This window comes from Acinetobacter sp. UBA991 (assembly GCF_002292065.1).
In the GTDB taxonomy this organism is placed as follows: Bacteria; Pseudomonadota; Gammaproteobacteria; order Pseudomonadales; family Moraxellaceae; genus Acinetobacter; species Acinetobacter higginsii.
Map to the genome: position 1 here is coordinate 159,712 of NZ_DBBF01000002.1, position 24,351 is coordinate 184,062.

The 24,351-nt window shown below is 38.3% G+C and carries 20 protein-coding genes, 3 tRNA genes and 1 pseudogene; 9 read left to right on the forward strand and 15 right to left on the reverse strand.

Features of this window, described 5'->3' with window-relative positions; genetic code table 11:
* Positions 1 to 48 precede the first annotated feature (48 nt).
* Entirely contained in the window at positions 49 to 897 is an 849-nt protein-coding gene (gene folD, locus B2727_RS00770) for a bifunctional methylenetetrahydrofolate dehydrogenase/methenyltetrahydrofolate cyclohydrolase FolD (protein WP_033134290.1), read from the reverse strand.
* A gap of 152 nt (positions 898 to 1,049) precedes the next feature.
* On the opposite strand from folD, the gene B2727_RS00775 reads away from it, so the two are divergent.
* Both B2727_RS00775 and B2727_RS00780 read left to right on the forward strand, forming a co-directional pair.
* Positions 1,050 to 1,123 (forward strand) — tRNA-Cys (locus B2727_RS00775).
* 8 nt (positions 1,124 to 1,131) lie between these two features.
* Positions 1,132 to 1,217 (forward strand) — tRNA-Leu (locus B2727_RS00780).
* A gap of 126 nt (positions 1,218 to 1,343) precedes the next feature.
* Here the strand turns inward: B2727_RS00780 and B2727_RS00785 are convergent.
* Positions 1,344 to 3,104, reverse strand: a complete 1,761-nt coding sequence (locus B2727_RS00785; RefSeq protein ID WP_033134291.1) for an alkaline phosphatase D family protein — start codon at positions 3,102 to 3,104, stop codon at positions 1,344 to 1,346.
* 213 nt (positions 3,105 to 3,317) lie between these two features.
* Here B2727_RS00785 and B2727_RS00790 point away from each other — a divergent pair.
* Positions 3,318 to 3,403, forward strand: a tRNA-Leu gene (locus B2727_RS00790).
* A 142-nt stretch (positions 3,404 to 3,545) separates the two neighbouring features.
* Here B2727_RS00790 and pgaD read toward each other — a convergent pair.
* The 7 genes from pgaD to B2727_RS00825 form a co-directional block, all read right to left on the reverse strand.
* Positions 3,546 to 3,962, reverse strand: coding sequence for a poly-beta-1,6-N-acetyl-D-glucosamine biosynthesis protein PgaD (gene pgaD, locus B2727_RS00795; RefSeq protein ID WP_004801491.1), 417 nt, complete (start codon positions 3,960 to 3,962; stop codon positions 3,546 to 3,548).
* Positions 3,963 to 3,996: 34 nt separating this feature from the next.
* On the reverse strand, positions 3,997 to 5,253 hold the full coding sequence (pgaC, locus tag B2727_RS00800; RefSeq protein ID WP_004801493.1) for a poly-beta-1,6-N-acetyl-D-glucosamine synthase: 1,257 nt from the start codon (positions 5,251 to 5,253) through the stop codon (positions 3,997 to 3,999).
* A gap of 13 nt (positions 5,254 to 5,266) precedes the next feature.
* Positions 5,267 to 7,264, reverse strand: coding sequence for a poly-beta-1,6-N-acetyl-D-glucosamine N-deacetylase PgaB (gene pgaB / locus B2727_RS00805; RefSeq protein ID WP_033134292.1), 1,998 nt, complete (start codon positions 7,262 to 7,264; stop codon positions 5,267 to 5,269).
* Positions 7,265 to 7,519: 255 nt separating this feature from the next.
* Positions 7,520 to 7,921 (reverse strand): hypothetical protein, encoded by a 402-nt coding sequence (locus tag B2727_RS00810; RefSeq protein ID WP_004801498.1) that lies wholly within the window; start codon positions 7,919 to 7,921, stop codon positions 7,520 to 7,522.
* A gap of 368 nt (positions 7,922 to 8,289) precedes the next feature.
* Positions 8,290 to 8,631: an FKBP-type peptidyl-prolyl cis-trans isomerase gene (locus tag B2727_RS00815; RefSeq protein WP_004652009.1), complete on the reverse strand. Its 342-nt coding sequence runs from the start codon at positions 8,629 to 8,631 to the stop codon at positions 8,290 to 8,292.
* A gap of 30 nt (positions 8,632 to 8,661) precedes the next feature.
* The gene (locus tag B2727_RS00820) at positions 8,662 to 9,192 is read right to left on the reverse strand and encodes a YaeQ family protein (RefSeq protein ID WP_033134293.1); all 531 of its coding nucleotides are present in this window, start codon (positions 9,190 to 9,192) and stop codon (positions 8,662 to 8,664) included.
* Between the two features lie 54 nt (positions 9,193 to 9,246).
* Positions 9,247 to 10,281, reverse strand: coding sequence for a CobW family GTP-binding protein (locus tag B2727_RS00825; protein WP_005322830.1), 1,035 nt, complete (start codon positions 10,279 to 10,281; stop codon positions 9,247 to 9,249).
* Positions 10,282 to 10,760: 479 nt separating this feature from the next.
* Between B2727_RS00825 and B2727_RS00830 the strand changes: the two genes are divergently transcribed.
* Positions 10,761 to 10,955 carry a hypothetical protein gene (locus B2727_RS00830; RefSeq protein ID WP_004801506.1) on the forward strand — a complete coding sequence of 65 codons (195 nt, stop codon included), beginning with the start codon at positions 10,761 to 10,763 and terminating at the stop codon, positions 10,953 to 10,955.
* Between the two features lie 139 nt (positions 10,956 to 11,094).
* Here B2727_RS00830 and B2727_RS00835 read toward each other — a convergent pair whose 3' ends face one another.
* The 3 genes from B2727_RS00835 to B2727_RS00845 form a co-directional block, all read right to left on the reverse strand.
* Complete coding sequence (locus B2727_RS00835; protein ID WP_004801507.1) at positions 11,095 to 11,616, reverse strand: acyl-CoA thioesterase; 522 nt, start codon at positions 11,614 to 11,616, stop codon at positions 11,095 to 11,097.
* 216 nt (positions 11,617 to 11,832) lie between these two features.
* On the reverse strand, positions 11,833 to 12,456 hold the full coding sequence (locus B2727_RS00840) for a MarC family protein (protein ID WP_004801510.1): 624 nt from the start codon (positions 12,454 to 12,456) through the stop codon (positions 11,833 to 11,835).
* A 73-nt stretch (positions 12,457 to 12,529) separates the two neighbouring features.
* Positions 12,530 to 12,940 (reverse strand): J517_1871 family lipoprotein, encoded by a 411-nt coding sequence (locus tag B2727_RS00845; protein WP_033134294.1) that lies wholly within the window; start codon positions 12,938 to 12,940, stop codon positions 12,530 to 12,532.
* A 301-nt stretch (positions 12,941 to 13,241) separates the two neighbouring features.
* Between B2727_RS00845 and B2727_RS00850 the strand changes: the two genes are divergently transcribed.
* Positions 13,242 to 13,577 (forward strand): hypothetical protein, encoded by a 336-nt coding sequence (locus B2727_RS00850; protein ID WP_033134295.1) that lies wholly within the window; start codon positions 13,242 to 13,244, stop codon positions 13,575 to 13,577.
* A gap of 168 nt (positions 13,578 to 13,745) precedes the next feature.
* On the opposite strand, the gene B2727_RS00855 is transcribed toward B2727_RS00850, so the two are convergent.
* Together B2727_RS00855 and B2727_RS00860 are read right to left on the reverse strand one after the other, a co-directional pair.
* Positions 13,746 to 14,633: an ArgP/LysG family DNA-binding transcriptional regulator gene (locus B2727_RS00855; protein WP_033134296.1), complete on the reverse strand. Its 888-nt coding sequence runs from the start codon at positions 14,631 to 14,633 to the stop codon at positions 13,746 to 13,748.
* A 114-nt stretch (positions 14,634 to 14,747) separates the two neighbouring features.
* Entirely contained in the window at positions 14,748 to 15,911 is a 1,164-nt protein-coding gene (locus B2727_RS00860; RefSeq protein WP_033134297.1) for an MFS transporter, read from the reverse strand.
* 551 nt (positions 15,912 to 16,462) lie between these two features.
* Here B2727_RS00860 and B2727_RS00865 point away from each other — a divergent pair.
* The 3 genes from B2727_RS00865 (at position 16,463) to B2727_RS00875 (ending at position 23,266) form a co-directional block, all read left to right on the forward strand.
* Positions 16,463 to 17,059: a LysE/ArgO family amino acid transporter gene (locus tag B2727_RS00865; protein ID WP_033134298.1), complete on the forward strand. Its 597-nt coding sequence runs from the start codon at positions 16,463 to 16,465 to the stop codon at positions 17,057 to 17,059.
* Positions 17,060 to 17,272: 213 nt separating this feature from the next.
* Entirely contained in the window at positions 17,273 to 18,541 is a 1,269-nt protein-coding gene (locus tag B2727_RS00870) for a tyrosine-type recombinase/integrase (RefSeq protein ID WP_005316743.1), read from the forward strand.
* Positions 18,542 to 18,589: 48 nt separating this feature from the next.
* A complete protein-coding gene (locus B2727_RS00875; RefSeq protein ID WP_005316747.1) occupies positions 18,590 to 23,266 on the forward strand; it encodes a hypothetical protein in 4,677 nt (1,558 codons plus the stop codon).
* Positions 23,267 to 23,383: 117 nt separating this feature from the next.
* Here the strand turns inward: B2727_RS00875 and B2727_RS00880 are convergent, their stop codons facing one another.
* Positions 23,384 to 23,632: a hypothetical protein gene (locus tag B2727_RS00880; RefSeq protein WP_005316751.1), complete on the reverse strand. Its 249-nt coding sequence runs from the start codon at positions 23,630 to 23,632 to the stop codon at positions 23,384 to 23,386.
* Positions 23,633 to 23,964: 332 nt separating this feature from the next.
* Between B2727_RS00880 and B2727_RS00885 the strand changes: the two are divergent.
* Positions 23,965 to 24,351, forward strand: a pseudogene (locus tag B2727_RS00885) (chromate resistance protein); the annotation flags it as partial.

Consider the following 24,351-nt stretch of genomic DNA (forward strand, 5'->3'; position numbering starts at 1 on the left):
TGTTTAATTCTAAAAAAACCCCTCTTCGCGAGGGGTTATCAATAATCTTTACGCTAATGCTTTTTCAGCAGCTTCTACAGTTTGACGAATCAAAGTCGTGATCGTCATCGGCCCCACACCGCCTGGAACTGGGGTATAAGCAGACGCAATTTCTTCGATACCAACTAATTGGATATCACCAACACCACCGCCATCACGTGGATGGAAACCTGCATCAACTACAACGGCACCCTGTTTGATCCAGTCTTTTTGAATCAATTCAGCTTTACCGACTGCACCGACAATAATATCTGCTTGTTTAACCAATTCTGGCAAGTTTTGAGTGCGTGAATGGCAAATCGTCACAGTTGCATTGGCTTGTAATAACATCATCGCCATTGGTTTACCCAAAATAGCAGAACGGCCCACAACAACCGCATGTTTACCTGCGATTTCAATTTTGTTTTCTTGCAAAATGGTCATGATGCCAGCTGGAGTTGCTGAACCATATGCAGCCTCACCCATTGCCATACGACCAAAACCTAAACACGTCACGCCATCCACATCTTTTGCCAATGAAATCGCATCGAAACATGCTCTTTCATCAATTTGTTCAGGCACTGGATGTTGCAACAAGATGCCATGTACATCTGGATTGGCATTTAATTTTTCAATTTCAGCCAATAATTGTTCAGTTGTGGTTTCTTTTGGAAGCTCAACTTTCAATGAGTCCATGCCAACACGATGGCAAGCATTCCCTTTCATACGCACATACGTTGCAGATGCACCATCATCACCAACCAAAATAGTTGCCAAGATTGGGGTACGCCCCGATTTTGCTTTTAATGCTTCTACACGTACCAACAAATCCGTTTCAATTTGTTTTGCTAATGCACGACCGTCTAAAACCAATGCCACAGCGCATCTCCAAAGTGGGTATGAATCAATTGCGTAAATAATACATGATAATTTGAGCAATATTCTTTTAGATGTTGTTTTTATGTGCATATTCGCAATAAACACTATTGTTTTTTTTTTAAAGATTGCTAATATGTGCATCACCAAGAGATGGCGGGGTGGCAGAGTGGTCATGCAGCGGACTGCAACTCCGTGTACGCCGGTTCGATTCCGACCTCCGCCTCCATTGGTAAAGCCCGAGTGGTGAAATCGGTAGACACAGGGGATTTAAAATCCCCCGCCCACAAAGCGTGCCAGTTCGAGTCTGGCCTCGGGCACCATCTTTCAGCTAATGAAATATGGTGCAAATAAAAATCCAGCGTAAGCTGGTTTTTTTATGTCTAAAATTTAAGGACAGATCATAAAAAAGCCAAGTTCATTGACTTGGCTTCCCCCACGTTTGAAACTTAAGCCACTTGCTGTCCTGTTTTTACTGGCAATAGGTTTTTATCCAAGCTCAATTGATAACCACGGGTTTTATCAATCACATATTCAGGCTTTTTGATCGAATCGACATAAATCCACTGCGATTGAACCTGCGCAGCATCAAATTGCACGGTCAAATACCCTCTCTGATTTAAATTGCAGTAATTCAACTCATCAATCAAGGTTGTGAATGCAAATTCAAACTGTTGCAATTGTGCCAATGGAATATTTAAATATTTTTCTAAGCCCGGTGAAGATACAGAACTGGTTGCTAACTCCACCCCAACGAATGCACCATCTTTACTGTATAAGTTTGACGACCAAGCGTTATGCGTATCCCCTGCCAGTACCACGACTTTTTTCTTTAATTGCGCCAAGGCAGCATACACAATCTCACGCTCAGCAAAATAACCATCCCATGCATCTAAGTTATAAGGTGCAACCGTCAGAACACGCGCTTTTTCTTGTGCTGTTAAACTAGGATCACCTTTCTGCAAGCGAATTTTTAAAGTCACCAACTCGGTAATTTGTACATTCATCTTATTTAAAGTATCTGCACTCGGATTCCCTGCGGTAATTTCAGCTAAAGCAAGTAGCAACTCTGCTGGGACCAACATTTTCGTCATCAGAATTTGCTGACCAAGTACATTCCAGTTTGCTGTCGACTGTTGCAGTTTTCCAATCAGCCAATCACGTTGGGTATAGCCCATTAGAGTACGTGCTGGATTGGTCAAATCTGCTTGGAATTTTGCAATATCCAAACCATTCGCTGTCATATAGTTGGCATAATCCAACTGTTGATCACGCGCAATAATACGCGTATCCAACATCGTCAATTGAACCAGATTGCCAAAATCGAACTGGCGATAAATCTTGGTGTGTTGATCATCGACAGGGCGAATTGGCATCCATTCAAAATAGGCCTGTAGAGCTGCCAATTTACGATCAAGGAATGGACCTTCATTCGGCTGGTGATTTTCAGCCCCTTCTCGCCATGCATCATTAGCTAACTCATGGTCGTCCCAAATCACAATAAATGGATGACGATGGTGCAAGGCCTGCAAGTCTTTATCTTTACGATACAACGCATAACGCTTGCGATAATCATCCAACTTAATAATTTCTTTATTATTGTCTGCAGCAAGCGTACGACCTAATTTAGCTGCATCTTCTGCTGCATAACCATCCGCGCCATATTCATAAATATAGTCACCTAAATGGATCACCACATCGACATTTTGCTTGGCCATTTCACGATATACATAGAAATAACCTGCTGGATAGTTTGAACATGAACATACTGCAAAACTGACTTTTGTCGCACTGCTTGGCAAAGTCTTGGTTTGACCCACAGGTGAAACTTTATCTCCGAAGATAAAACGGTAGAAATAGCTTTGATCTGGTTTTAAACCTGTTGCATCTACCTTCACCGTAAAATCTTGTGAAGCCGTTGTGGTGACTTTATCGGTTTTAATGATTTGTTTGAATTGCTGATCTAAAGCAATTTCCCACGTCACTTGCAGACGTGCACTACTCTCGCTTGGCGTCAAGCGCGTCCATAAGATCACGCGATCCTGTAAAGGATCGCCACTGGCAACCCCGTGTTCAAAACTCACTTGTAATGTTGCTGTCTCTTGATCTGAACTGTCGTTACACCCCGTAAAACCCGCAGATAAAGACAACGCCCCGAAACCGAATAGACTTTTTTGAATAAGTTCCCGTCGTGAAATTTTTGCTGTCATTTGGATAGCTACCTTAACTTTTATCACTATAAATAAATGATTTAAATTAATCGGCTTAAATGAAGCTTTGATCTCAGTTTGATGAAAGAATCATGAAAGTTATATGACAGTGCTTAATTTTCATCAGATAAGCACATGAATTGATTGAAAAGAAAGCAAATAGCAAGTTTTGCTCTTGCCAAGTTTTAAAGTGTCCTCTATTATTGCGCACATGCCCGAGTGGTGAAATCGGTAGACACAGGGGATTTAAAATCCCCCGCCCACAAAGCGTGCCAGTTCGAGTCTGGCCTCGGGCACCATCTTCCAACTAGTGAAAGATGGTGCAAATAAAAATCCAGCATAAGCTGGTTTTTTTATGTCTGAAATTTATGATCTGATCATAAAAAATGCCTTAATTTTTTAATTAAGGCATTTGATATTCTTAATTTAGAACAATAAGTCTTATTCTACGCGAACAATCTTACCATTCTCATCATGATGAACGATACTCACCTTCTGCTGACGTCCAGCTTGAATTTCTTGCTCAGCTAATTCGAAATAACGCGCATAATCAGGGAGTGTCTTTTCAACTGCATGCTTTTTATGCACACGTTTTGCAGGTAACAAACTCCAAAGCAATAATGCAACCGCACACATAAACAATGCCGTTACACCATGCTCAATGCCATCACCAAATGCGGACATTAAACGCTGTGCGATATGGGTCTTTTGTAATTCAACCAACACCCACACCAAAATAAATGGACGCCATAACAATAACCACCCTGCCCACATCATTGCGGTGGTAGTGGTCGAGAAGTAGCGTTTATGCCATGGGAGTTGGCGACGTACATCAATAATCAAGCTGTCTGCTTTCATTGCTTTTTACTCAGCAAAATGAATCTTTTAGGATTCAACGAATTCCACGATCTGGGCTAATCCAACGGGCACGCTTCTCATCATTACGCAACAGTACCTTTGGAAAGGCGACGATTGTAGCAGTAATTGTGATCAACCAAAACACAAACGGGTACCAAATCATCCAATAATAATTTTTCCCAAGGTTTGGTTCATAACGACTATCCATCCATTTGCTTAAAGCAAACTGAATTAAACAGGTCGCCCCCAATAAAATTCCACTACCGTAAGGTAAAAATGGCGAGCTCACCACCGCCAGTGCTGGAATTGCAAAGATAAAATGCAATAACCAGATGATCGCCATAATAAGCATCAAATATGACCAAACAAGTGTCAAACACAGTTCAAACATCAAAGGCCATAAAAAATTAAGCTTAGGCTTTAAAAACACATCAATATTTTTAACCAAGACCTGTGCGCCACCCATCGCCCAACGTAGACGCTGCTTCCATAAACCATTTAAGGTTTCTGGCATCAGGATCCACACCAAGGCATTTGGCTCAAAGCGCACATCCCAACCTGCACGCTGTAATTTCCAAGTGATGTCGATGTCTTCAGTCAACATGTTCGGTGACCAATAATCCACTTGATGTACTGCACTTTTACGAAAAGCGGTAATCACGCCCGATACGGTAAATAGACGACCAAAGGTTCGTTGTGCACGCTTGATCATACCGACAATCGAAGAGAACTCACCAACCTGAATGCGCCCAAGCAAGGTTGAACGTGTCCGAATACGCGGATTTCCAGTTACCGCTGCCACGGTTGGATCTTCCAAGAAATGACGCATCATCCATTTGGCAGCATGGGGATCAAGCAGAGCATCACCATCAATCCCGATCAGGAATTCTGCATCGGTCATCAAGCTACCCGCTTGTAGCCCCATTGCCTTGCCTTGGTTTTGTGCCAGATGTACCACACGTAATTTTTCATACTGTGTCGCCAATCGATCTAGCACTTCACCTGTATTGTCAGAACTACCATCATTAATCGCAATCACTTCAAAGTTAGGGTAATCCAGCTTAAGCGCATGGCTAATGGTTTCTTCAGCATTGTCCCCTTCATTAAAGCACGGCACTAAGACCGCAACTTTAGGATATTCAGCTAAAGCCGCAGGTTGCTGATAGGGAGGATCTTGACGCTCTCTCCAATAGAAAATGAGTGCCCCCACCATCCATAAATACGACATAAATAATGGATAGTAAAAAACAAACTTAATGGCATATGACCACAATAAAGCAATCCAACTCATCTACATTACTCGACTATGGTACTAATTGAGATGATTTTAGACCAAAAGCCTTACGCATTGTTTCAACATCTGGATGTCCTTTGATCGGATCATCTGGATAATAGGCCACATGCATTGCACCTTGTTCATATAAGGACTTAATCGTCGCAGCCATTTCTTCAGACGGCACTTTTTGGTCATTGCGCCAGTTTACCGCCTGTAACTCCATCACGGTCTTTTTAATACCGTTTGGATACTGCTTCACGCGATTCATGATATCTGAATAGAACTTAGCTGGATTGTCCGATTGCTCCATATAAGGCATTGCCATAATCGCAGTGAAATCATAACGATTCAGTGATTGCTCTAAAGATTGTGCATACCAGTTTTCTGCATAAGCATTTAAAGCCACCTGCGCATAAAGATTACGAGCAGTCACTAGGAATGGTTGATACTGACGAACCTCTCCTGCCAACTCCATTGCAAAATCATCTAAATAATTGGTTTTATAAGCCGTCCATTTTTGCAAATCGGCATCGTTATCACGAATTTTAGCAAGGTCAGTTGGTAAGCCTTGTTTGGCATACGCCGCCAACGCATCAGGACTGGCATCTTCATAATCTGACAAAGTCACGTCATCATGGAACAACAAGCCATCGAACGGCGTTGATTTAGCCAAATCCTGATAAATTTCTTTAATGGTTTGGCGCGCTTGTGGTGAAAATGGACTGAGACGAATATAGCCCATATTCAAATGTTCGCCTGCTTTGGCTTGTTGGGTTTCCACTAAATCTTTCGACACTGGATCAGTCTTAGGTAGTTCCCACGCCAAGAGTGGCATCCATGCGTATAAACGCTGAACTGGTGTACGGGTCTGGATTTGCCAAGCGACGCGGTTAAATAAGTCTGCACGCATTGGAATATGACGATTTGGGAAATACACCATATCGGCAGAACCGTTGGCATCTGGATCAGAAAAGGCCTGTAAATACACCGTATTTACGCCCATGCCATTAATACGGTCAATCAAATGATCGAGATTACGTTCTTGCTGCTTGGTATCTGGGTCATAAATGTAATCTAAATCGACATGCATAATTTTTTGCGGTCGATTGTTATCATTCAAATTCAATTCACGATTCTTAATCTCTTGTGCCAAAGCACTGGTCGACATATTGCCCTGAATCAAAATACGACTCATATTTTGAAGTGATTGCTTGGCATGATCTGCCCCATCATCCAAGGTAATGGTAATCGGCATCCCCAACTGTTTAGAGGTTTGTACCAACTGCATATTATAGCGACCATACGGCCAGACCATTACACGCGGTGAACGTAAACCATGTGATTTTAATAGCTCATTGTTCTTTTTTAAATCTTGATAAACACGGGCTTGATAAGCTGCATCACTTTCATAGCTCTTGGTTTTAGGGTCATAAATACGCGTAATCGCAGCAGGTTCCAGATTACCCTGCGGATTGCCATTAATGCCTTGATGTAAATGGTAACTGTGGCTGGCGATTTCAACCAAACCACTGTTCTGCATTTCCTTCAACTCATCCCAACTCAAGATTTTATTGCGCTCAATCAGCTCACCACCAAAATCAACTTTCTGGTCTGCTTTAGGTTCTAGCCAAGATCCGACCACAGCCAACACCACTGGAATTTTTTTTGCGCGAATAATCGGATAGGCATTTTGATAAAACGACTGATAGCCATCATCCACCGTCAGCAAAATAGGTTTCGTTGGTAATTTATATTTGCCTTGGTGTGCTTTGATCAATTGGTCGACATTAATAAAGTGATAGCCATTCTTTTTTAGCCAATCAATATGTTCACCAAATTGTTTGGCTGTCACAGCATAACTTGGAATCAAGGCATCTTTACGTTCTGTGATTTCATGATACCCAATGACCGTCAATGTGGTTGCATCAATTTTTGGATTTGCCGCAAAAGTTGTGGTGCAGGCAACCACCCCAAACACAAGACCTAAAACAGTTTTTAAAGTTGGGGACACTAAACGTGTTGTCATAGAGATATCGTCTCAAGATTAGAAATTCGCTGATCGCAGATCATGCCTGCATCATCTTACAATTTTATGGACAAATAAGATGTTTTTGATGGTCAGCTGGAAGTACGGATTGTATTTATAATTTTAAAAGCTGAAAATAAACTTAAATGTATTTTTTATGAAATCAATCACATTTTAATTGAATATTTTTTGGTAAGCACACCAACCCCTATTTCAAGATTTGAATTAGGGGCATTTAAGCATCCTTATACGAGATTAATATTGTATTAATTGAAAGTTAGGATGATCTGCAAGTTGCTGTAAATAGTGGCGCTCTTTTTGATAAAAATATTTATTCAGACGGTTCACCCATTCACCACGGCGGAAAGTCTGAATTTTTTTGTGCACCCCATCATAGTCCAATAACACCACATTGCTATCATTTTCGCCGACTGCCAAACGCGTGATTTTATAGTCATGCGGCGCATACTGATGCGAAGGCTGTAAAGATCTGAGGATTTCAACCTTATAATCCCCATCCATCCAGTAGTGTTTGTCCGTTAGCGCTTTTTCATTCACCCAAAAACCAGTCTGGGCGCCATCATGGGTATCAATCAGAAAAAAATGATCTAACTCTCTTAATAGTTCTGATGCAGTGATATCCAAATAATCATTCATATCGACCTCTACTCACTCAAATTCTTATCATTACTTTTTGCGACATTTTTTATCATCGATGAACTATAGCTGACTTACCCCCATCAACTTAGAATCACCTGAAGCACAACATTTCACACCCTGAAAATACAGATTGATGCTTTAACAATAAGGGACATCGAAAAATTGCTCTTTTAACTCAAAGATATACAGGACTGTATACAGAATCAATATATTTTTCTTGGGCTGTAATAAAATTCAGATGAAAGAAATGTTTTTAAAATCAAAATCTTATTATACAATTATCAATATTATTTTATCTTTATGATTTTAAAGCGATTTAGTCTAAAAATAAACCAAACCGCTTCGATTTACTCAATCAAAACTGGTTATTCGTCGCGTGTTTTTACGTCGAACAGTTCAATTTCGAAAGTCAGATTGGCATTGGCTGGAATGATCTTGCCCATTTTACGTGAGCCATAGGCCAAATGTGCAGGCACAATCAGCTTACGCTTTCCCCCCACACGCATGCCCATAATGCCCTGATCCCAACCTTTAATCACACGACCGGTACCAATCACGGTTTCAAAGTAGTTGCCACGATCTAAAGACGAGTCAAACTTGGTTCCATCTTCCAACCAACCAGTATAATGAGTCGTGATTAAAGCACCACGAACCGCTTCTTTGCCTTCACCTACTTTCAAGTCAATGATTTCTAATTCTGCGCTCATTGCTATCTCTCCACATCACTCAAACTAAAATTATTGCAATTGTTGCCACTGGATGTCGACTTGGCCTTTGTCACTTAACAAAGTCCATTCGCCATCCATAATATTCAACTGCAATTGCATGGTACGTTCGCATAAGCTCTCAAGTGCCTGCGTAGTTTGTGGGGCCAATTGCCACACTTGCACATTACTCAAGGTTTTAATCTTGGTGTTTTTCTGCCACCAATCGTCTGACTGAGAACCATAAGTCACAACTGCAACATTCTTACAACGTGCACTGGCCTTTTTCACTTTATCTTCAGATGGACAGCCCACTTCGATCCATTGCTCTAGCAGTCCGGTCAGATCTTTTTGCCATAACGCTGGCTCATCTGTTTCAAATAAGTCTTTGGTGAACTCTAGGCGTTCATCGGCAAACCGTGCATAAGCCAGAATACGAACCATTAAACGTTCAATGGTTTCAGAAGGATGCTGAGCAAGTGTGAGCTGATAATCGGCATAGATATGCTCATCCATATTGGCAATATTGAGGTCTGCCTTATATATCGTTGCTTTTAACGCCATAAACTAAACTCTTAAATACAGTGTTCTCAAATTTGGCGCTAAGCATACTCTATTTTACCGAGAAGCATGTGCGATTTGATCAAGTTGATCATCAATCGGATCGATACGGCACTGCAATAATTCTGTTTCAAAAGCCAACCAGTCACGTGTTGACTGACAAATCACCTCAATTCGATTATCAATGCTCTCCTCGGCCGACTTATAGTTAAACTGCTGCGGATTAAAATTAAAACTTTTCCAACCTAGATCGGTATTAAAAATTCCTTTAATTCGTACCCAGTCTTGTTGCGCACACAACACATCTAATAAATCATGAAAATTAAATTGCCAGCGTTTCGGCAATTTCCAACCTGCGACCGTATAACCCTGAGCCGTTTCAACATAATGATAAGGGAGTTGCTTTATTTCTGGCGTCTGTTCAATAGCTTGTGTTTGCTGCAATCTTAATAAGGGTTGGATCTTACGTTGTACAGGTTGCTGCTGAATATCCAATTGTTGCATATCCACCTGCCCATTTTCGGCTTCAACCCAATACTGGACATAGGTTTCATATTCTTGTTTTAAAGCCGCATAGGCTTGATGATCTGCGGCTGTCATACAGTCGATATGCGACAACACCACAATTTGAGCCGCTTTTAATTGATCGCTATATAAATTCTGTTTGACCCAATCCTGATCATGTAGACGACTCCCATCTACAACTATCACCAAAGCTCGCATTGCCAAGCTCGTTTGCCAATGCGGTTCAGTCAATTGCTCCAATAATTGTGCTGGATGCCCTAAGCCCGTTGGTTCAATAAATAATCGATCAGGTTTGCTTTCACTGAGTAAGCGAGAAAGTGCAATCTGCATCGGTAATTGACTACTACAACACAGGCAGCCCCCCAACAACTCTTTCACCGCATAGCCTTGTTGCTGGGTTATCAGTTGTTGGTCAACCCCAATTTGCCCAAACTCATTCATCAGAATCGCCCAAACTTCATGCTCAGGCTTTTGAGTGAGTAAATGCTGCAATAATGTGGTCTTACCTGCCCCTAAAAAGCCAGAAATAATATGAGTGGGAACTGTTTTGGGAGCAATAACCTTCACGATCGACTCGCATTGAAAATTTATTTCATTTTAAAGCGAAAAATTGATGAAATAAAATAAAGAATGATCTCCCTCTATAATTAGACTTAAAAGCCATTAAATAAAAATAAAGAGATATTTATCACATATTAAATCTAAAAATCTTATTTAAAAATAAGATATAAATGGTTTATTCAATTAATAAATTTTTAGAAAATGAAGACTAGTGTTTAAAACACGTAAAACAATAGATTATTTTTTAACCATAAAAACATATTTACATACATTTTAATCCTTAATTTCTTCATGATGTTTTACATAGCAACTACATAAAGCGATTCAATATTTCATATTGTTAAGATAGACGTAATAGATTGTTAAGAACATTGCCGCAAATACGTTTGGCACATAGCATGGACCTCATGCCGAAATTGAGAGATTGGGATTAACCGAATCCTCCTATTGCGGTTGTTATTTTAAATGAAATAAGGATGCCAAACATGAAATTTATCAAAACTGTTCTTGCGACTACACTTACTCTTGCTGCAGCTTCTACATTTGCAGCACCAGTAGAACAACAAACTGAAGAAAAAGTTGTTGTTTCAACTCAAGAGCAACCTGAAACTCAAGGTCAAGCTGCAACTGATGCAACAGCAACTGAAGCACCTGCATCTACACCGGCACCAACAAACTAATCAGATCTTAAGGTTCCTCCAGACCCTTTAGACCCACATTTATAATGATTTAAAATTTATTTCATTACAAATGTAAAAAAAGATCGAACCATGCTGCGGTTCGATCTTTTATTTTTTGAATAAGCTCTGCATTAAAAAATTAGCATTGAGTGGTTTTCTTAAACATGCTGCATGAAGGCTGATGAACTTCTTGTAAACGTGTCGCCTTACGCTGCTCTGCGGCTTCAAAGCGACAACGCTTCCATTCTGTATCTAGATTTAATTGTGGTACTTCTTTTGGCTTACGCTGTTCATCCACTGCAACCATAGTGAAATAACAAGTATTGGTATGGCGGATGGTACGCTTCTGAATATTTTGCGCTTCAACACGAATACCAATTTCCATCGAAGTGCGCCCAACATGATTCACGCTGGCCAAAAAGGTCACTAGCTCACCAACATAAATTGGTTCTTTGAAATTAACACGATCAACAGATAAAGTCACAACATAGCTGCCTGAGTATCGGCTTGCACAAGCATAAGCAACTTGATCAAGTAGCTTTAAAATCGTTCCACCATGAACATTACCTGAAAAGTTGGCCATATCAGGTGTCATCAAAACGGTCATTGTCAGCTCTGACTGGTCGTCAGGTGCTTGGTTTGCTTGATCTAATTGATACATGGGAAGAGCTCATAGAGAATACAACATGATTATTATCGTTTATTCATGGGTATAAACATATGCGCAAAACGATAAAACATCATCAATTCTTTTTATGATCTTGTTATTGTTTAATTCAAAATAATGACATCCCAAGTATTTTTGATTCAATGCATCCTCAAAAGAAAGAGAATGTTTGAAAATACCTGAGATGTAGGAATCTGGGTTTAATACAATTCAACTCAGATTAGCTGAACGAATCAGCCCAATGATACCGTTTACAATCATATCAATTGCGATCGTACCGATCAGTAAAGCAGATAAACGTCCGACAATATCAAAATAGCGATCGATATATTTTGCATGTTTATAGCGTAAATGGTCATGACCAAACTTCATCAGGATCAAAATACTACAGGTTAGAATCAAGGTAATTGCAATAACAGCTATTGCCCCAGTAAAAGGTACACTTACCCCTGTCACTACCGCCGCACTAATTGTGCCTGGACCGATCATAAATGGCATCGCGATGGTACCCGCCAAATGCTCAGGCGCCCCCCGCATCTCACCAATGGTTTCAGCCCCTTGGAACACATAGCGATAACCGATCACCAAGAAAATTAGACCACCAAAAATTTGAAAAGATTCGAAACGAACATTTAAATAGCGACTAAAAATATTCTCACCGCCCCAGGCAAATAGAATAAATACCCCGAAGGCGATCAAACTGCCCTGTATCAAGGCTTTACTAAATACCTTTGCATCGGTATTACGGATCATCCCGACCATGTAAACACTCATCAGAAAGGGATTGAGCAATGAGAAAAATAATGCAAACGCATGAATATAAGGAGAAAACATAACGGTCTCTTTAATCTGCGGAAAATTTTAACTGCCTGCAATCACAGGCAAGGTTTAGAATCGCAATACAAAATTAATTTAGGGCTTGCTTACACCCCACAGTGGCATTCTTTAACGCATCATCTTTATTCAGATCAAAATTAACCCCTAATCCCAATAGACTCATGTGAATGTTGGCCTTGCTGTTATTCAACGCTTTGACTTTAAACTTAACCCCTTTATCACTGTATAGGGTGTTATCAACCAACTTTACCCGATAAGACATGACTTCCTTACGGTCATCCATACACAGCATCCCAATGCCTTGACGGTTCAGACTTAACGCGACTGATGCAGCACCCGCTTCACCGGTCCAACTTCCTGAAAATGGGATCTGTGTTGTACTGAGTTGGTTAAATTGAGCAGGAGACATCGTTGTGATCGAAGTACAACCAACCAAACCCAATACCAAAATCGCGGGTAGTAAAATATTCTTCACAACCATTACCTAAACCGATCAAAATCAAATAATTGTTACCATTTTCCCATATTAAGGCCTTTTTTGATTTGTACCGCATGTATATGACTAGTATTGGAAATGTAAAAAACATTAAATAAGTCTGTGATATCACAGTTATATTCAAGTTTTATTCAGAGAGCAAACCAAAACCTCTAATAAAGTATTTAATTCTTTAAAGCAAAATAATCTGAATCAATGCATAAATAATTCATCATCAAAAATAATAAATTTTTCTTGATTTTTAGTTCAATCATCTGTAGATTTTCTTTTTGAGCGAGTAATTCAAATGAATTTCCAATCTATATTTGAAACGTTTCAAACTCTTCCAAATGGAACGGATGCCTACCAACAATTAAAACATCAATGTGAACAAGCCATTGTCGCTGCTGAGCACCCGCTTGAACACAACGCTTTATTCCTCATTTATGGTTTTGCAAAAAACTATGTCCTACTTTATGAAGATCAAGCTGTCACGCCAGTTTTCGCAGACAAAGTTAAAGCACAAATTGTCGCTTATATGCATGAACTCAATGAGGCATTAACTACGAAAGATGCCAGCAGCATATTAAGCGCCTTAAATCATGTTTCTAAACAATATATTGGAAGCTCTAGAATTTTCTAATCATTTCCGTCCAATATAATATTCAGACTTGTTTTAGTTTTGACATTACTTCTAAACATTTATTAGGTTTAATTTCACCTATTAAACGTTTTAGAAGTAATGTTAGCTCATGCATTTAAAATCTTGCTCTATACACGATATAATAATTTTTATTGTTATTCTCTCATCTTAGGCCAAAATTAATCGAGCGTGATTTACAATATGCTCTGTCAAAAGCTGTAATGGCTTTGATTGTTGATTCCAATGATGCCAATACAGTGGAATATCAACGCTAATATCAGGCAATAACCCAACCAATACTTCTGCTTTATTTTCAATATTCAGTTGCAGCTCGGGCACCATGCCATAGCCTAACCCCAATTTAATGGCGGTCACAAAAGACTCTGATGATGGAATTAAATGACAAGGATAAGTACCTTTCATCAATCCATAGTTTTTTTCCAGAACATCAAAATGCATACGGTCTTTTTCATTAAAAATAATCGCAGGTGCAGCACGTAAAGTTTCTCGATGAACACCTTCTGCAAACCATTTCCGTCTAAATTGCGCTGTCGCCATCATTTGATAACGCATCAAACCTAAATATTGCGCACGGCAACCGCGCATGGGTTGATCTTCAATTGAAATACAGGCACTCACCGTCCCCTTTTCTAATAATGAATAGGTATGAGACTGGTCATCTGTTCTCAGCTCAATCACAATCTTTTCTTTGAGTAACACATCCTTTAGTGCAGGAAGCAACCATGTCGCTAAAGAGTCTTCATTTGAACCAATCACAGTCTTAAAAAAATGTGATTCTCCTCCACCAGTTAAACCATGAAGTAAGTTTTGTTCTAAACGTCGGATGTGCTGTATGTGTTCGAAGATTTGCTGACCTGCTTGTGTTAAGACACAAGGACGACCACGAATCAGCAGTAGCTGGCCTAATTCTTTTTCAAGTGCTTGCACCCTTAATGTCACCGCTGATGCAGTAATACAGAGCTTGGCACCTGCCTGTTCGAAGCTTCCATGTTCCGCAACTGCAAAGAAGGCTTCACATTGTTTATTGTCCAGCATAAGAACCTTAGAAAAATTTAGGAAAATTCAAACAGCCTTAATCTTACTAAATTTTAAAAATAAAAAAAGATGATCATGACCCGTACAAAATAGCTTTGCCCTGATTGATATAGATCAAACCAGTCTTTTTCTTAAATAGATAATACTGAGTAAGGCAAATGCCAAACCAATAAAGGACGGCGCATAACCAAAAGGCGTTGCCAGCAGCCCAACGATGACCGCACCCGCTACTGCGCCGCCATAATTAAAAATATTAACACGAGCAATAATTTCATCGCGTCGGCTTTCATCCAAACGACCTACAGCAGAATATGTAAGTGGAACCAAAGCACCTACGGCAACACCAGCCAATGCAAAACCCCAAATAACGGTCACTAATGAATGGCTGATTCCAGACAATACACATCCGAATGCCCCGATCAGGAGCGTGACCAAAGCAATCCATGTCGCTGTTTTAAATTGCAGTAAATAATCAAGACTTAAGCGTGTGAGTAGAATTCCAATTTGATAAGCGGCATACCCTAAAGGAGCAATGGTTGCCGAACTTGCCAAAACATCTTTGAGATAAATTGAACTCCATGTACTAATTGCAGAATCGACAGTAAACACAATCAAAATAATCAGCCCAAAAGTAAGAAGCTGTTGATATGGAATCGCTGGCTTATCTTGCAGATGTATGTCTGAACATTGTTTTTGCTGAAATAACCAGTGTTTAGAAAGTTGCGAGGTGATGAAGGCAATCGCCACTGCAATGCATAATGCTGTCGTTGCTCCAAGTGCTGTTGAAACGGTGGCTGACATAATCAATGCCCCTAAAAATGCCGCCGCGGTATAACATGCAAAGAAACCACCAAATACACTTTTACCAAGCCGTTGTTCCATGATAACTGCTTGCATATTCAGTGCTGCATCTAAACAGCCTAATCCAAGTCCATAAAGCAAAAAACTCGCAATCATGAGGATTACATTTGGACTAAATGCAGCAATTGCTATTCCTAGTGCTTCAAAAATAAAGCCAGTCACAACAGCAAGTCGTGAGCCAAGCTTGACTGCGATACGATCAGCTAAAATTGAACCGAGCGCTGCTGCAATGCATACCCCTAGAATAATTAGAGATAACTGATCATCTGAAAGTCTGAATCGACCTTTTATTGTGGGGAGTGCTGTCATCACGGTCGCATAGCCAAGGCCTTGTGTGGCAAAACCGAGTGCAATCACTTTCCGTGTTTTGCTGAGCATCAGATTGTTTTCATTATGAATATTATGATTGAGGTCCATGCCTGACTCACTGCATTATTTTAAATATGTGCTTGGATATTCCATCGAGCACTTCCTGTGTCACTTGTTTTTAATTTTGATCTGAAACAATTCTAAAAATAAGGGCAATAATTGAAAAACAAGGGGGGAAATTCGGACAATAAGATTAAGCAGCTTTGTTACATCACCCGACCTCTAAGCACTTATTCAGTCATATCCATCTCAGATAAATAAAGCTATCGCTAAAATCTAAGGTATACCCCATTGGCTTTTACTCTGAATACCTCATAGCAGTCTATTCAAAATGTCCCTTTTCAGCGACAGCAAAAAATGCTTCACCTTGTTTAGTGTCCAAGATCATACCTTAAAAAAATTTAACCAAACCAAAACAATCTTAATTTTACTGACTTTTATAAATAAAAAAAGATAATAGCAAACAGTAAATTTTTAATGGAAAAAAGCATCTAACACTTGATCTAAGCGTTAGACGAACTGCCTTTGCCTAAGCTTATGCACGTTGTTTTCCAGCCAAAGCCAGCACAAACCACCCTATATGATTGAGGAACCAAAATATGACTGCATTTTTCTATGGGCTTGGTATTGGCTTTTCTTTAATTTTAGCCATTGGCGCGCAAAATGCTTTTGTTCTAAAACAAGGCTTAAAGCAACAGCATGTTTTTTGGGTCTGTTTGATCTGTGCACTTTCGGATTCTATCTTGATTTATTTAGGGGTCATGGGCTTTTCAAAAATCGTGATTGACTTCCCTTTGATCGTTACCATTGCCAAATACTTTGGTGCTGCTTTTCTATTTTTATATGGACTTCGAAATTTTTACTCAGCCATCAACAATAGCTCTGCACTCAACCCCAGTGAAATTGAAAAAGACTCATTGCTTAAAATCATTGGAATGTGCTTGGCCTTCACCTGGCTGAATCCACATGTCTATCTAGACACCGTGATTCTGGTTGGTTCGATTTCAGTTCAGTTTGCAGATCATCTGTATTTGTTTGCAGCTGGAACCATACTTTCTTCATGGATCTTCTTTTTCGCTTTAGGCTATGGCGCAAAAGTTTTATTGCCTTGGTTTAAAAAGGCCAGTTCATGGAGAATTCTAGATGTTGTTGTTGGACTGATGATGTGGGCAATTGCAACCAAGTTATTAATCTAAAACACAGAGAAATAAAAAAGCCCTTATTTTCATAAGGGCTTTTTCGTATTTGGCGGAAGCGGTGTCCGTCTAACAACTGTCTCACACCGTCCCAAACAATACTATAAAAATATATTTTTCAATATCTTAAAACAATATTAGTCTAACAACGTCTTGTCTAATCCTACTAATTCCAGTATTTTATGAGGGGTAGGTTGTGGGGTAAATTAGGACATGCCAAAAAAATCTAAAGAGCTATCTGCACTCAGTGTAGCAAAAATTAAAGCGACTGGACGACATTCTGTAGGGGGTGTTGACGGCCTTTGTTTAAATGTCGAAGGCAATTCACGCGTCTGGATTTTGCGTGCTGTAGTAGGCAAACGCCTAGATAAAGATGGAAAGTTAAAACCTCATCGCCGTGATATCGGCCTTGGCCCCTACCCTGAAGTTTCTTTAGCTGAAGCCCGTGCTAAAGCAACAGAATTAAGATTACAGATACGTAATGGTATAGATCCAATTGCTCATAAGCAGGAACAACTTGAAAAGCATCTTGTCCAACAACTACGAAACAAAACATTCATTGAATGTGCGAAAGTCGTTATTGCCAATAAAACTCGTGAACTCAAAAATGAAAAGCATATTGGACAATGGTCATCAACACTAGAAACCTATATCTATCCAACGTTAGGTGATATTAACATTGGCACAATTACCAAAGTCGATATTGCCGAAGTTCTTAAGCCTATCTGGATTGAAAAAAATGAAACAGCCAAACGTATTCGTGGGCGTATAGAAACTATTTTTGATTATGCCAAGGCTATGGGGTATTTTGAAGGGGACAACCCTGCCGCATGGAAAGGCAATCTTGAGCCTATCTTAGGTAACCTAAAGCAAGAATCACGCCCTCATCCTTCCCTGCCTTATGAACAAGTTACTGAATTTGTCCAACATCTGAGACAAAAAAAAGGAATTTCACCAAAAGCTTTGGAATTTACAATTTTGACTGCATGTCGTTCTGGCGAGGTTTTCGGGGCCAAATGGCAGGAAATTGATTTTAAGAATAAGGTTTGGATTATTCCTAAAGAACGTATGAAAGCAGAAAAGGAACATCGTGTACCTTTGTCTAAAGAAGCAATAAATTTACTTGAGTCCATTCGAGAATATACTCAACTACAAGATTTTATCTTCCCTGCACCTCGTAGTGGTGAAATGCTTTCTGACATGTCCTTGACTACATTGATCAAGCGTATGCATGAGCAGAAGTTTAAAGAAAATGACTTAGGCTATATTGACCCTAAACAGAATCGCGTGATTACAACACATGGTTTCCGCTCTACATTCCGCGACTGGTCAGCCGATAAAACTGATTACCCACGTGAAGTATGCGAACATGTACTTGCTCATAAACTCCCTGATGAAGTAGAAGCAGCCTACTTACGTGGGGCATATCTTGAAAAGCGTAAAAGCTTAATGAGAGATTGGGCAAAGTATTGCCATCAATAATAATTGTTATATATTACTGAATAGTAAAGTAAAAATAAGGTTCTATACGTGGCGTTAGAAGCAGGCGGTTTTGCTGAGAAATTGGGCAACTATTTTGAGACAAATTGGATTGCCAATCAATTCATTAGACTTCTTCAAGAAAAAATTGCTTATGTCACTATAGAGCCCATAGGTACTGATGAAGTAGGCGTAGACGTTATTATTGGGCGACTAGATGGCAAAACAGAACACCATCAATGCAAAGCTGGAAATGGAAGCAATGAATTTTGGACTCTTTCAGCCTTAAATAGTACAAGCATATTAAAAAATGCCAAGTTCCAGATTGAGCAAGGCACTGAAATATTTAATCTTATTTCTCCTTTAACTTGTAAACTCATGTCAGACTTCCGTTTAATTGCATTGAATTACAATGGGGTACCTCAAGATTTTTTAACTTACCAAATTAACTCTAGCGCAGAAAGACAAAAGGATTTTTTACAGCTATGCACATATCTTGGTTTGGATATCCAACAAGATATACATTTGGAACGTGCAATTAATTTCCTACAAAAATTTGTAGTGACCAGTTACTCTGAAGATGCCTATCAACGGAATGAGCTACTAGATAAGGCTTCTATACTCTTTTTTGACCAACCGATTAATGTGATTAATTTTCTAAAAACTTATCCTGTTGGCTTTAATAGGCTTAGGCAAAAAATTACAGCTTCTCAACTATTAAACGATCTTGAGGCCCACGGTTTCAGTCTAAAAATCACTCCTAATGATGAAAGAATCACGACTGTTATTAGACAACTATCAGAAGAGTTCGTTAATTCTATTGAACCTCATCTTATTACTCAAAATGTTATCCCACGTCCTGAACTCAAAGACATTGTTCAATCAGTAAATGAAACAGCCGTCACTCTTATTAAAGCAGAAGCTGGTATGGGTAAAAGTGTTGTCTTATTGGACTTACATCGCCAGTTACAAGAACAAAATATTATTAGTATCCCCATAAGGCTTGATCGAAAGCACCCTGAAAATAACATAGATCAATTCGGGCAAGATTTAGGCTTTCCCTCCTCCCCTATTAGCTGTTTAAAAAATTTTGCGAAACACCAAAAAGTAGTGATTCTTTTAGATCAACTAGATGCTATACGTTGGACAGGATCACATTCAAGTAATGCCTTAGAAATATGTCGTCAATTAGTAAGACAGATTCTTAGTTTACGCCAAGAAAAGATTCAAATTAGTATTATTCTTGCTTCTAGAGATTTTGATGCACAGGAAGATGCAGCCCTTTCAAGTTGGATTGGCAGCCTTAGCAGCCATCTTAATGAAATTAGTATTTCCACATTAGATCAATCAATAGTTAATGATCTCATCAAAGATTATGAGGCTTATAATTCACTGACTGAAGAAAAAAAGAAAACTTTACAGATCCCTTTATGGCTTAATATTTATTTAACGATCGCAGAAAGAATTCAATCTGCTCCCCAGTTTACAAATAAGTTAGAATTGGTACGACTCTTTAGAGAGAATCGCTTAGACCTCTTAGAAATTAGTCACCACATTTCTAAACAAGATGCGATAAATCTTATCGATATTATTGTTGAACAAATGTCTCGTAACTCACGCCTGAATGTGAATGAAAATACTCTCCCTTCAGGTAGCCAAAATACATTACATGCTTTAATTTCTGTAGGACTATTATCTAAGCAAAGCACTAGAATAAGTTTCAGACATCAAGCTCTTTATGATTATCAAATCGGTCTTAAGTTCTTTAATGAGGCTATCATATCTACTGACCATCTAATTCAAATGCTTGGAAACCGTAGCGAACAAACCTTAACCAAGCGTGAGCATTTAAAGTATGCTCTCAACCTTTTACTTGAAACAGATCAAACCTCTTTCTGTAATAGTATTAGAGCAATAATTTTTAATGAAAATATAAGATTTCACTTAAAGTATTTAGCCCTCAATTCACTAAAAAATTTAAAAGATTTAAAAAAACCAGCTAAGCTCTTGATTGATGAAATTATTGCAGAACCTAACCTATTTATTAAATTCCTAAACAACAGTTGTTATGAGAATGTCTCAATTTTATCCTACCTTTCAGAAAAAAATTATTTGAATAGTTGGCTAAATGACCATAATCCTGAATTGCTAGATATTACTTTAAGATTACTTAGATCGATTGCAGACTATTCACCATCTCTTGTTCTCTCTGAAATGAAACCATTTATAGGGAAGTCTGAACAATGGGATAAATATGTCTATAACACCTTATGCTGGGATATCGCTAATGACTCAGTAGAAATGTTTAACGTACGCAAACAGCTTATAGCATCAGGCTGTTATGTCAATTTTATCAACTGGAAAGATCTTTCTAGAAAGAATCCCCTACGAGCCTTAGACCTGATTGAGTTAATGTTGGATCATTATAAAGATATTATAGAAATTGATTATTATTCTGAACAACGTTCTAGCAAACCTAAATTTTCAAATAGAGATAACTGGTCAAGTATCGAACTGGATGAAATTATCACACTCGCTGATGCAATTCCCCAAGAAACTATTCGTAGATTACTTGCTCACTTATCCACTCTCTTAAGCAGTACAAATAATGAGGAACTACCGTATCACTGGTTATCTAAAAATACTAGATATAATAATGACCCTGTAGCTAATTTAATTCATGGAATAATTGAATTACTCGAAAAATCAGCGGAGAACTTGCATGACCAATCTAATCTTTTGTTTGACTTAGTTCATAGCTACAGCGACAGCCAAAATTTTGTACTCAATCATATATTAGCTAGAGTTAGCATACATCTATCACTAGAGTATTCAGATTTTATCATAGAATGGCTTTTATCCAATCCAGAAATACGCTTTGAATGTGGAAATACTTACAGAGAACCAGCATGGATATTATCAGGAAAAATAATTGAAAAATTTTCTCCTTCTTGTTCAGAAACCTTATTTAATAAATTAGAAAATCGAATTTTAATTTTTTCTTCCTTTGATTATGACGAGATAAAAAGACAGCTTAAATATAGAAGAACAGGGTATTTCTCTCATTATTGGGGAGAAACTCAGTACTTTTTACTGCCAAAACTTGATAAAAAAAGGCGGTCTATCCAAGCAGAAGAAATGATCCAGATACTTAACCGTAAGTTTGGTCAATCTAAGTCATCAGATTTTTGTAAAACTTACGAAATAAATAGTGGTTGGGTCACCTCTCCTATACGCAGCGCTAATCATCTTTCTGATAAAGCATGGACTAATTTAATTCTCACGCCTGCTACAGAATTTAACTCATTCAGATTAAAACGTATTAATGGAGATACCCTAGCAGAAGCAAGTATCCATCAATTTTCTAATGCATTAATTACTGCTACAAAGAATCAGCCTGTTCGCTTTTGTCGATTAGCTTTATCATTACCTAAAGATATTGATCGTCAATATATTGAAGCTTTATTTCGAGGCTTACGTGATTCCAGCTTATCGAATGTTACTGAACCATATCGTGATAGTTGGCAATCCCCTCCTATCGAATTAATTGAGCAAGTATTAGCCCACTTTTCACTAATAGATGATGGTCACGCTTTAATTGATTTATTAGACACTCGCATAAAAATATTGTCTCCACAATATCTTGAACAAATTGAATATTTAGCGATAAATTCAAAGGATCCAATACAGGGTAAGCTTAATATCTACAACCCTCAAAAGGGAAATAACCCAGAAGTTATTTCAGCTGAAGAGCTTAGGGGTAATACAATTAACTGTGTAAGAGGTAAAGCTTATTTGGCTATTGCCGAGCTCTTTTGGAATGATAAAGAATATGCTTTGTCTCATAAGCATTTTGTAGATTTAGCTATAAATGACCCTCATCCAGCAGTAAAAATGGCTGCACTGGAACTCTTAGCTCCTTTGTTAAATTATGATGAAGATTTTGCCTTCACCCAATTTCTTGCTTTATGCAACAAAGACCTAAGAATGGCTTGTGGTTATGAGTCACATTATTTTTTCAATAATGGTTTTAAAGGTAAACATCAAGAAGATTTAATTTCACTTGTTTTGAAAATGTTAAGCTCAGGATATCAAGACGTTCGTAAAGAGGCTGCACGCCAAATTTATGCTCGTTGGTATTTTTATGACCTCTTTCAGGAGGAACTCAAAATCATTTTTAATGACACTGGTATTCTAAAAGAAGGCTGTACATCTGTAGTTAGCCAGCTTTTATGTGATGGGCATGGAGATGAAAATTTAGAAAAATTGCAATCATCTTTTGAGATATTAGTTAATGATAACGATGAAGGTACCCTACGTTCAATTAGCAATATCGTTGGGCATGATGAGTTTTGGAACAAAACAAATTCAGCAGAACTATTTGAAATATTTGCCAACTCTAAAGCTGCTCATTTTAACCTATATGGCTTATTTCATTATTTTGAAAACAAAGGTGATAGTTACACTGAATATAGCTCATCACTTTTAAAATTAGTTATTAATATAACGACTAACTCAACCATCAACAGTGAATTTAAAAATGAAAGGTTTCAAGACTCAGAAATTATAAAAGTTGTACAACGTCTTTATGATGAAGCAACAGATGATGAAGATAGCGAAACTCTTAATATTTGTTTAGATATATGGGACTACCTATTTCAGTCAGATGCTTTTTCCTCACTTGTTCTGAGGACAACCAACCATATAGAAAATGGTCTTCTAAGCTAATTGATAAACGCACTACATGAGAGGCATGTAATTCAATAGATCTATCTAATAAAACCATTCACCTCACACAAGACAGAGGATACATTTTCAATATGTCTCTGTCCAAGGTGAAATGCATTATCTTTCTTTATTTGATTGAGAAAGTACTGAAGCTGCTAATGTCTTTGTTGTCTCACTATATTTTTCACTCTGCAATACTTTGGAAGCTTTTGACTCCATTTGTCCCCCAGTTTGTTTATTAGAATGCGTTTGAGCTAATGCCGATCCAGCAAGTTCCTTTTGAATTGCTGAAGATGAAGGGTTGCGTAGCACCTCTGAAGCTAGGCTGCCCACCACGTTAGATGTTTGTTTTGAGTTTTTTGACATGATAGATAATCTCAATTAGTAGAATTTTTAGAATATCTTTTTTCAAAATTTGTTCAATATGTAAGCGACACAATCTGTCGCAACAAAACTCTTATCACTTAAAATGTTATCTATTTTTTTATAAAAATTCAAACTAAAATGTTATATATCAATAAAATAAGTCATTTAAAATCATAGGAAAAATAGATATCTTTTTTTGAATTTTGAAAATTAAACTCCCAGATACAGTTTACTCAACTTAATATTTATTCTGATATAAGAAATCGTTTATTCATATTTGTACCACAATAAAAATTATGTAATATATTAAACAAATAAGTTGAGTATATTACATGAAAATATCCTTACTCATATCCTCATTGCCTACGCAGAACACAACCACTCGTATGAGAGTCTGGCGATCCCTCAAAGCCAGTGGCGCAGCAATTCTAAGAGATGGGGTCTACTTGCTCCCTATTTCCCATAGGGAAAAGTTTGACCCTATTGCTAATGATGTTATCTCAGAACAAGGGGCTGCTTATATATTTCATGCAGAGCAACCTATAAACCTTGAATTAGCCCCTTTATTCAGTCGGAAAGAAGAATACGATACCCTCTATAAACAACTCTCTGAGTTGAGAGATCGCCAGTCTAAAGATGAAAAAAAAGAGTTGCTCAAGCAAATCCGTAAATTAAGAAAAAGTATTGATGTACTCGTAGAAATTGACTATTACCCCGAT

Excerpts from the sequence above, each read along its gene's own strand:
- B2727_RS00815 (WP_004652009.1), bottom strand. The coding sequence starts at position 8,631 with ATGAGCGCAGAATTAGAAATCATTGACTTGAAAGTAGGTGAAGGCAAA.
- B2727_RS00810 (WP_004801498.1), bottom strand. The coding sequence starts at position 7,921 with ATGAATGATTATTTGGATATCACTGCATCAGAACTATTAAGAGAGTTA.
- pgaD (WP_004801491.1), bottom strand. The coding sequence starts at position 3,962 with ATGAAAGCAGACAGCTTGATTATTGATGTACGTCGCCAACTCCCATGG.
- B2727_RS00835 (WP_004801507.1), bottom strand. The coding sequence starts at position 11,616 with ATGTATCAATTAGATCAAGCAAACCAAGCACCTGACGACCAGTCAGAG.
- B2727_RS00830 (WP_004801506.1), top strand. The coding sequence starts at position 10,761 with ATGAAATTTATCAAAACTGTTCTTGCGACTACACTTACTCTTGCTGCA.
- pgaB (WP_033134292.1), bottom strand. The coding sequence starts at position 7,264 with ATGACAACACGTTTAGTGTCCCCAACTTTAAAAACTGTTTTAGGTCTT.
- B2727_RS00785 (WP_033134291.1), bottom strand. The coding sequence starts at position 3,104 with ATGACAGCAAAAATTTCACGACGGGAACTTATTCAAAAAAGTCTATTC.
- B2727_RS00870 (WP_005316743.1), top strand. The coding sequence starts at position 17,273 with ATGCCAAAAAAATCTAAAGAGCTATCTGCACTCAGTGTAGCAAAAATT.
- pgaC (WP_004801493.1), bottom strand. The coding sequence starts at position 5,253 with ATGAGTTGGATTGCTTTATTGTGGTCATATGCCATTAAGTTTGTTTTT.
- B2727_RS00840 (WP_004801510.1), bottom strand. The coding sequence starts at position 12,456 with ATGTTTTCTCCTTATATTCATGCGTTTGCATTATTTTTCTCATTGCTC.
- B2727_RS00850 (WP_033134295.1), top strand. The coding sequence starts at position 13,242 with ATGAATTTCCAATCTATATTTGAAACGTTTCAAACTCTTCCAAATGGA.
- B2727_RS00855 (WP_033134296.1), bottom strand. The coding sequence starts at position 14,633 with ATGCTGGACAATAAACAATGTGAAGCCTTCTTTGCAGTTGCGGAACAT.
- B2727_RS00820 (WP_033134293.1), bottom strand. The coding sequence starts at position 9,192 with ATGGCGTTAAAAGCAACGATATATAAGGCAGACCTCAATATTGCCAAT.
- B2727_RS00845 (WP_033134294.1), bottom strand. The coding sequence starts at position 12,940 with ATGGTTGTGAAGAATATTTTACTACCCGCGATTTTGGTATTGGGTTTG.
- B2727_RS00880 (WP_005316751.1), bottom strand. The coding sequence starts at position 23,632 with ATGTCAAAAAACTCAAAACAAACATCTAACGTGGTGGGCAGCCTAGCT.
- B2727_RS00865 (WP_033134298.1), top strand. The coding sequence starts at position 16,463 with ATGACTGCATTTTTCTATGGGCTTGGTATTGGCTTTTCTTTAATTTTA.
- B2727_RS00860 (WP_033134297.1), bottom strand. The coding sequence starts at position 15,911 with ATGGACCTCAATCATAATATTCATAATGAAAACAATCTGATGCTCAGC.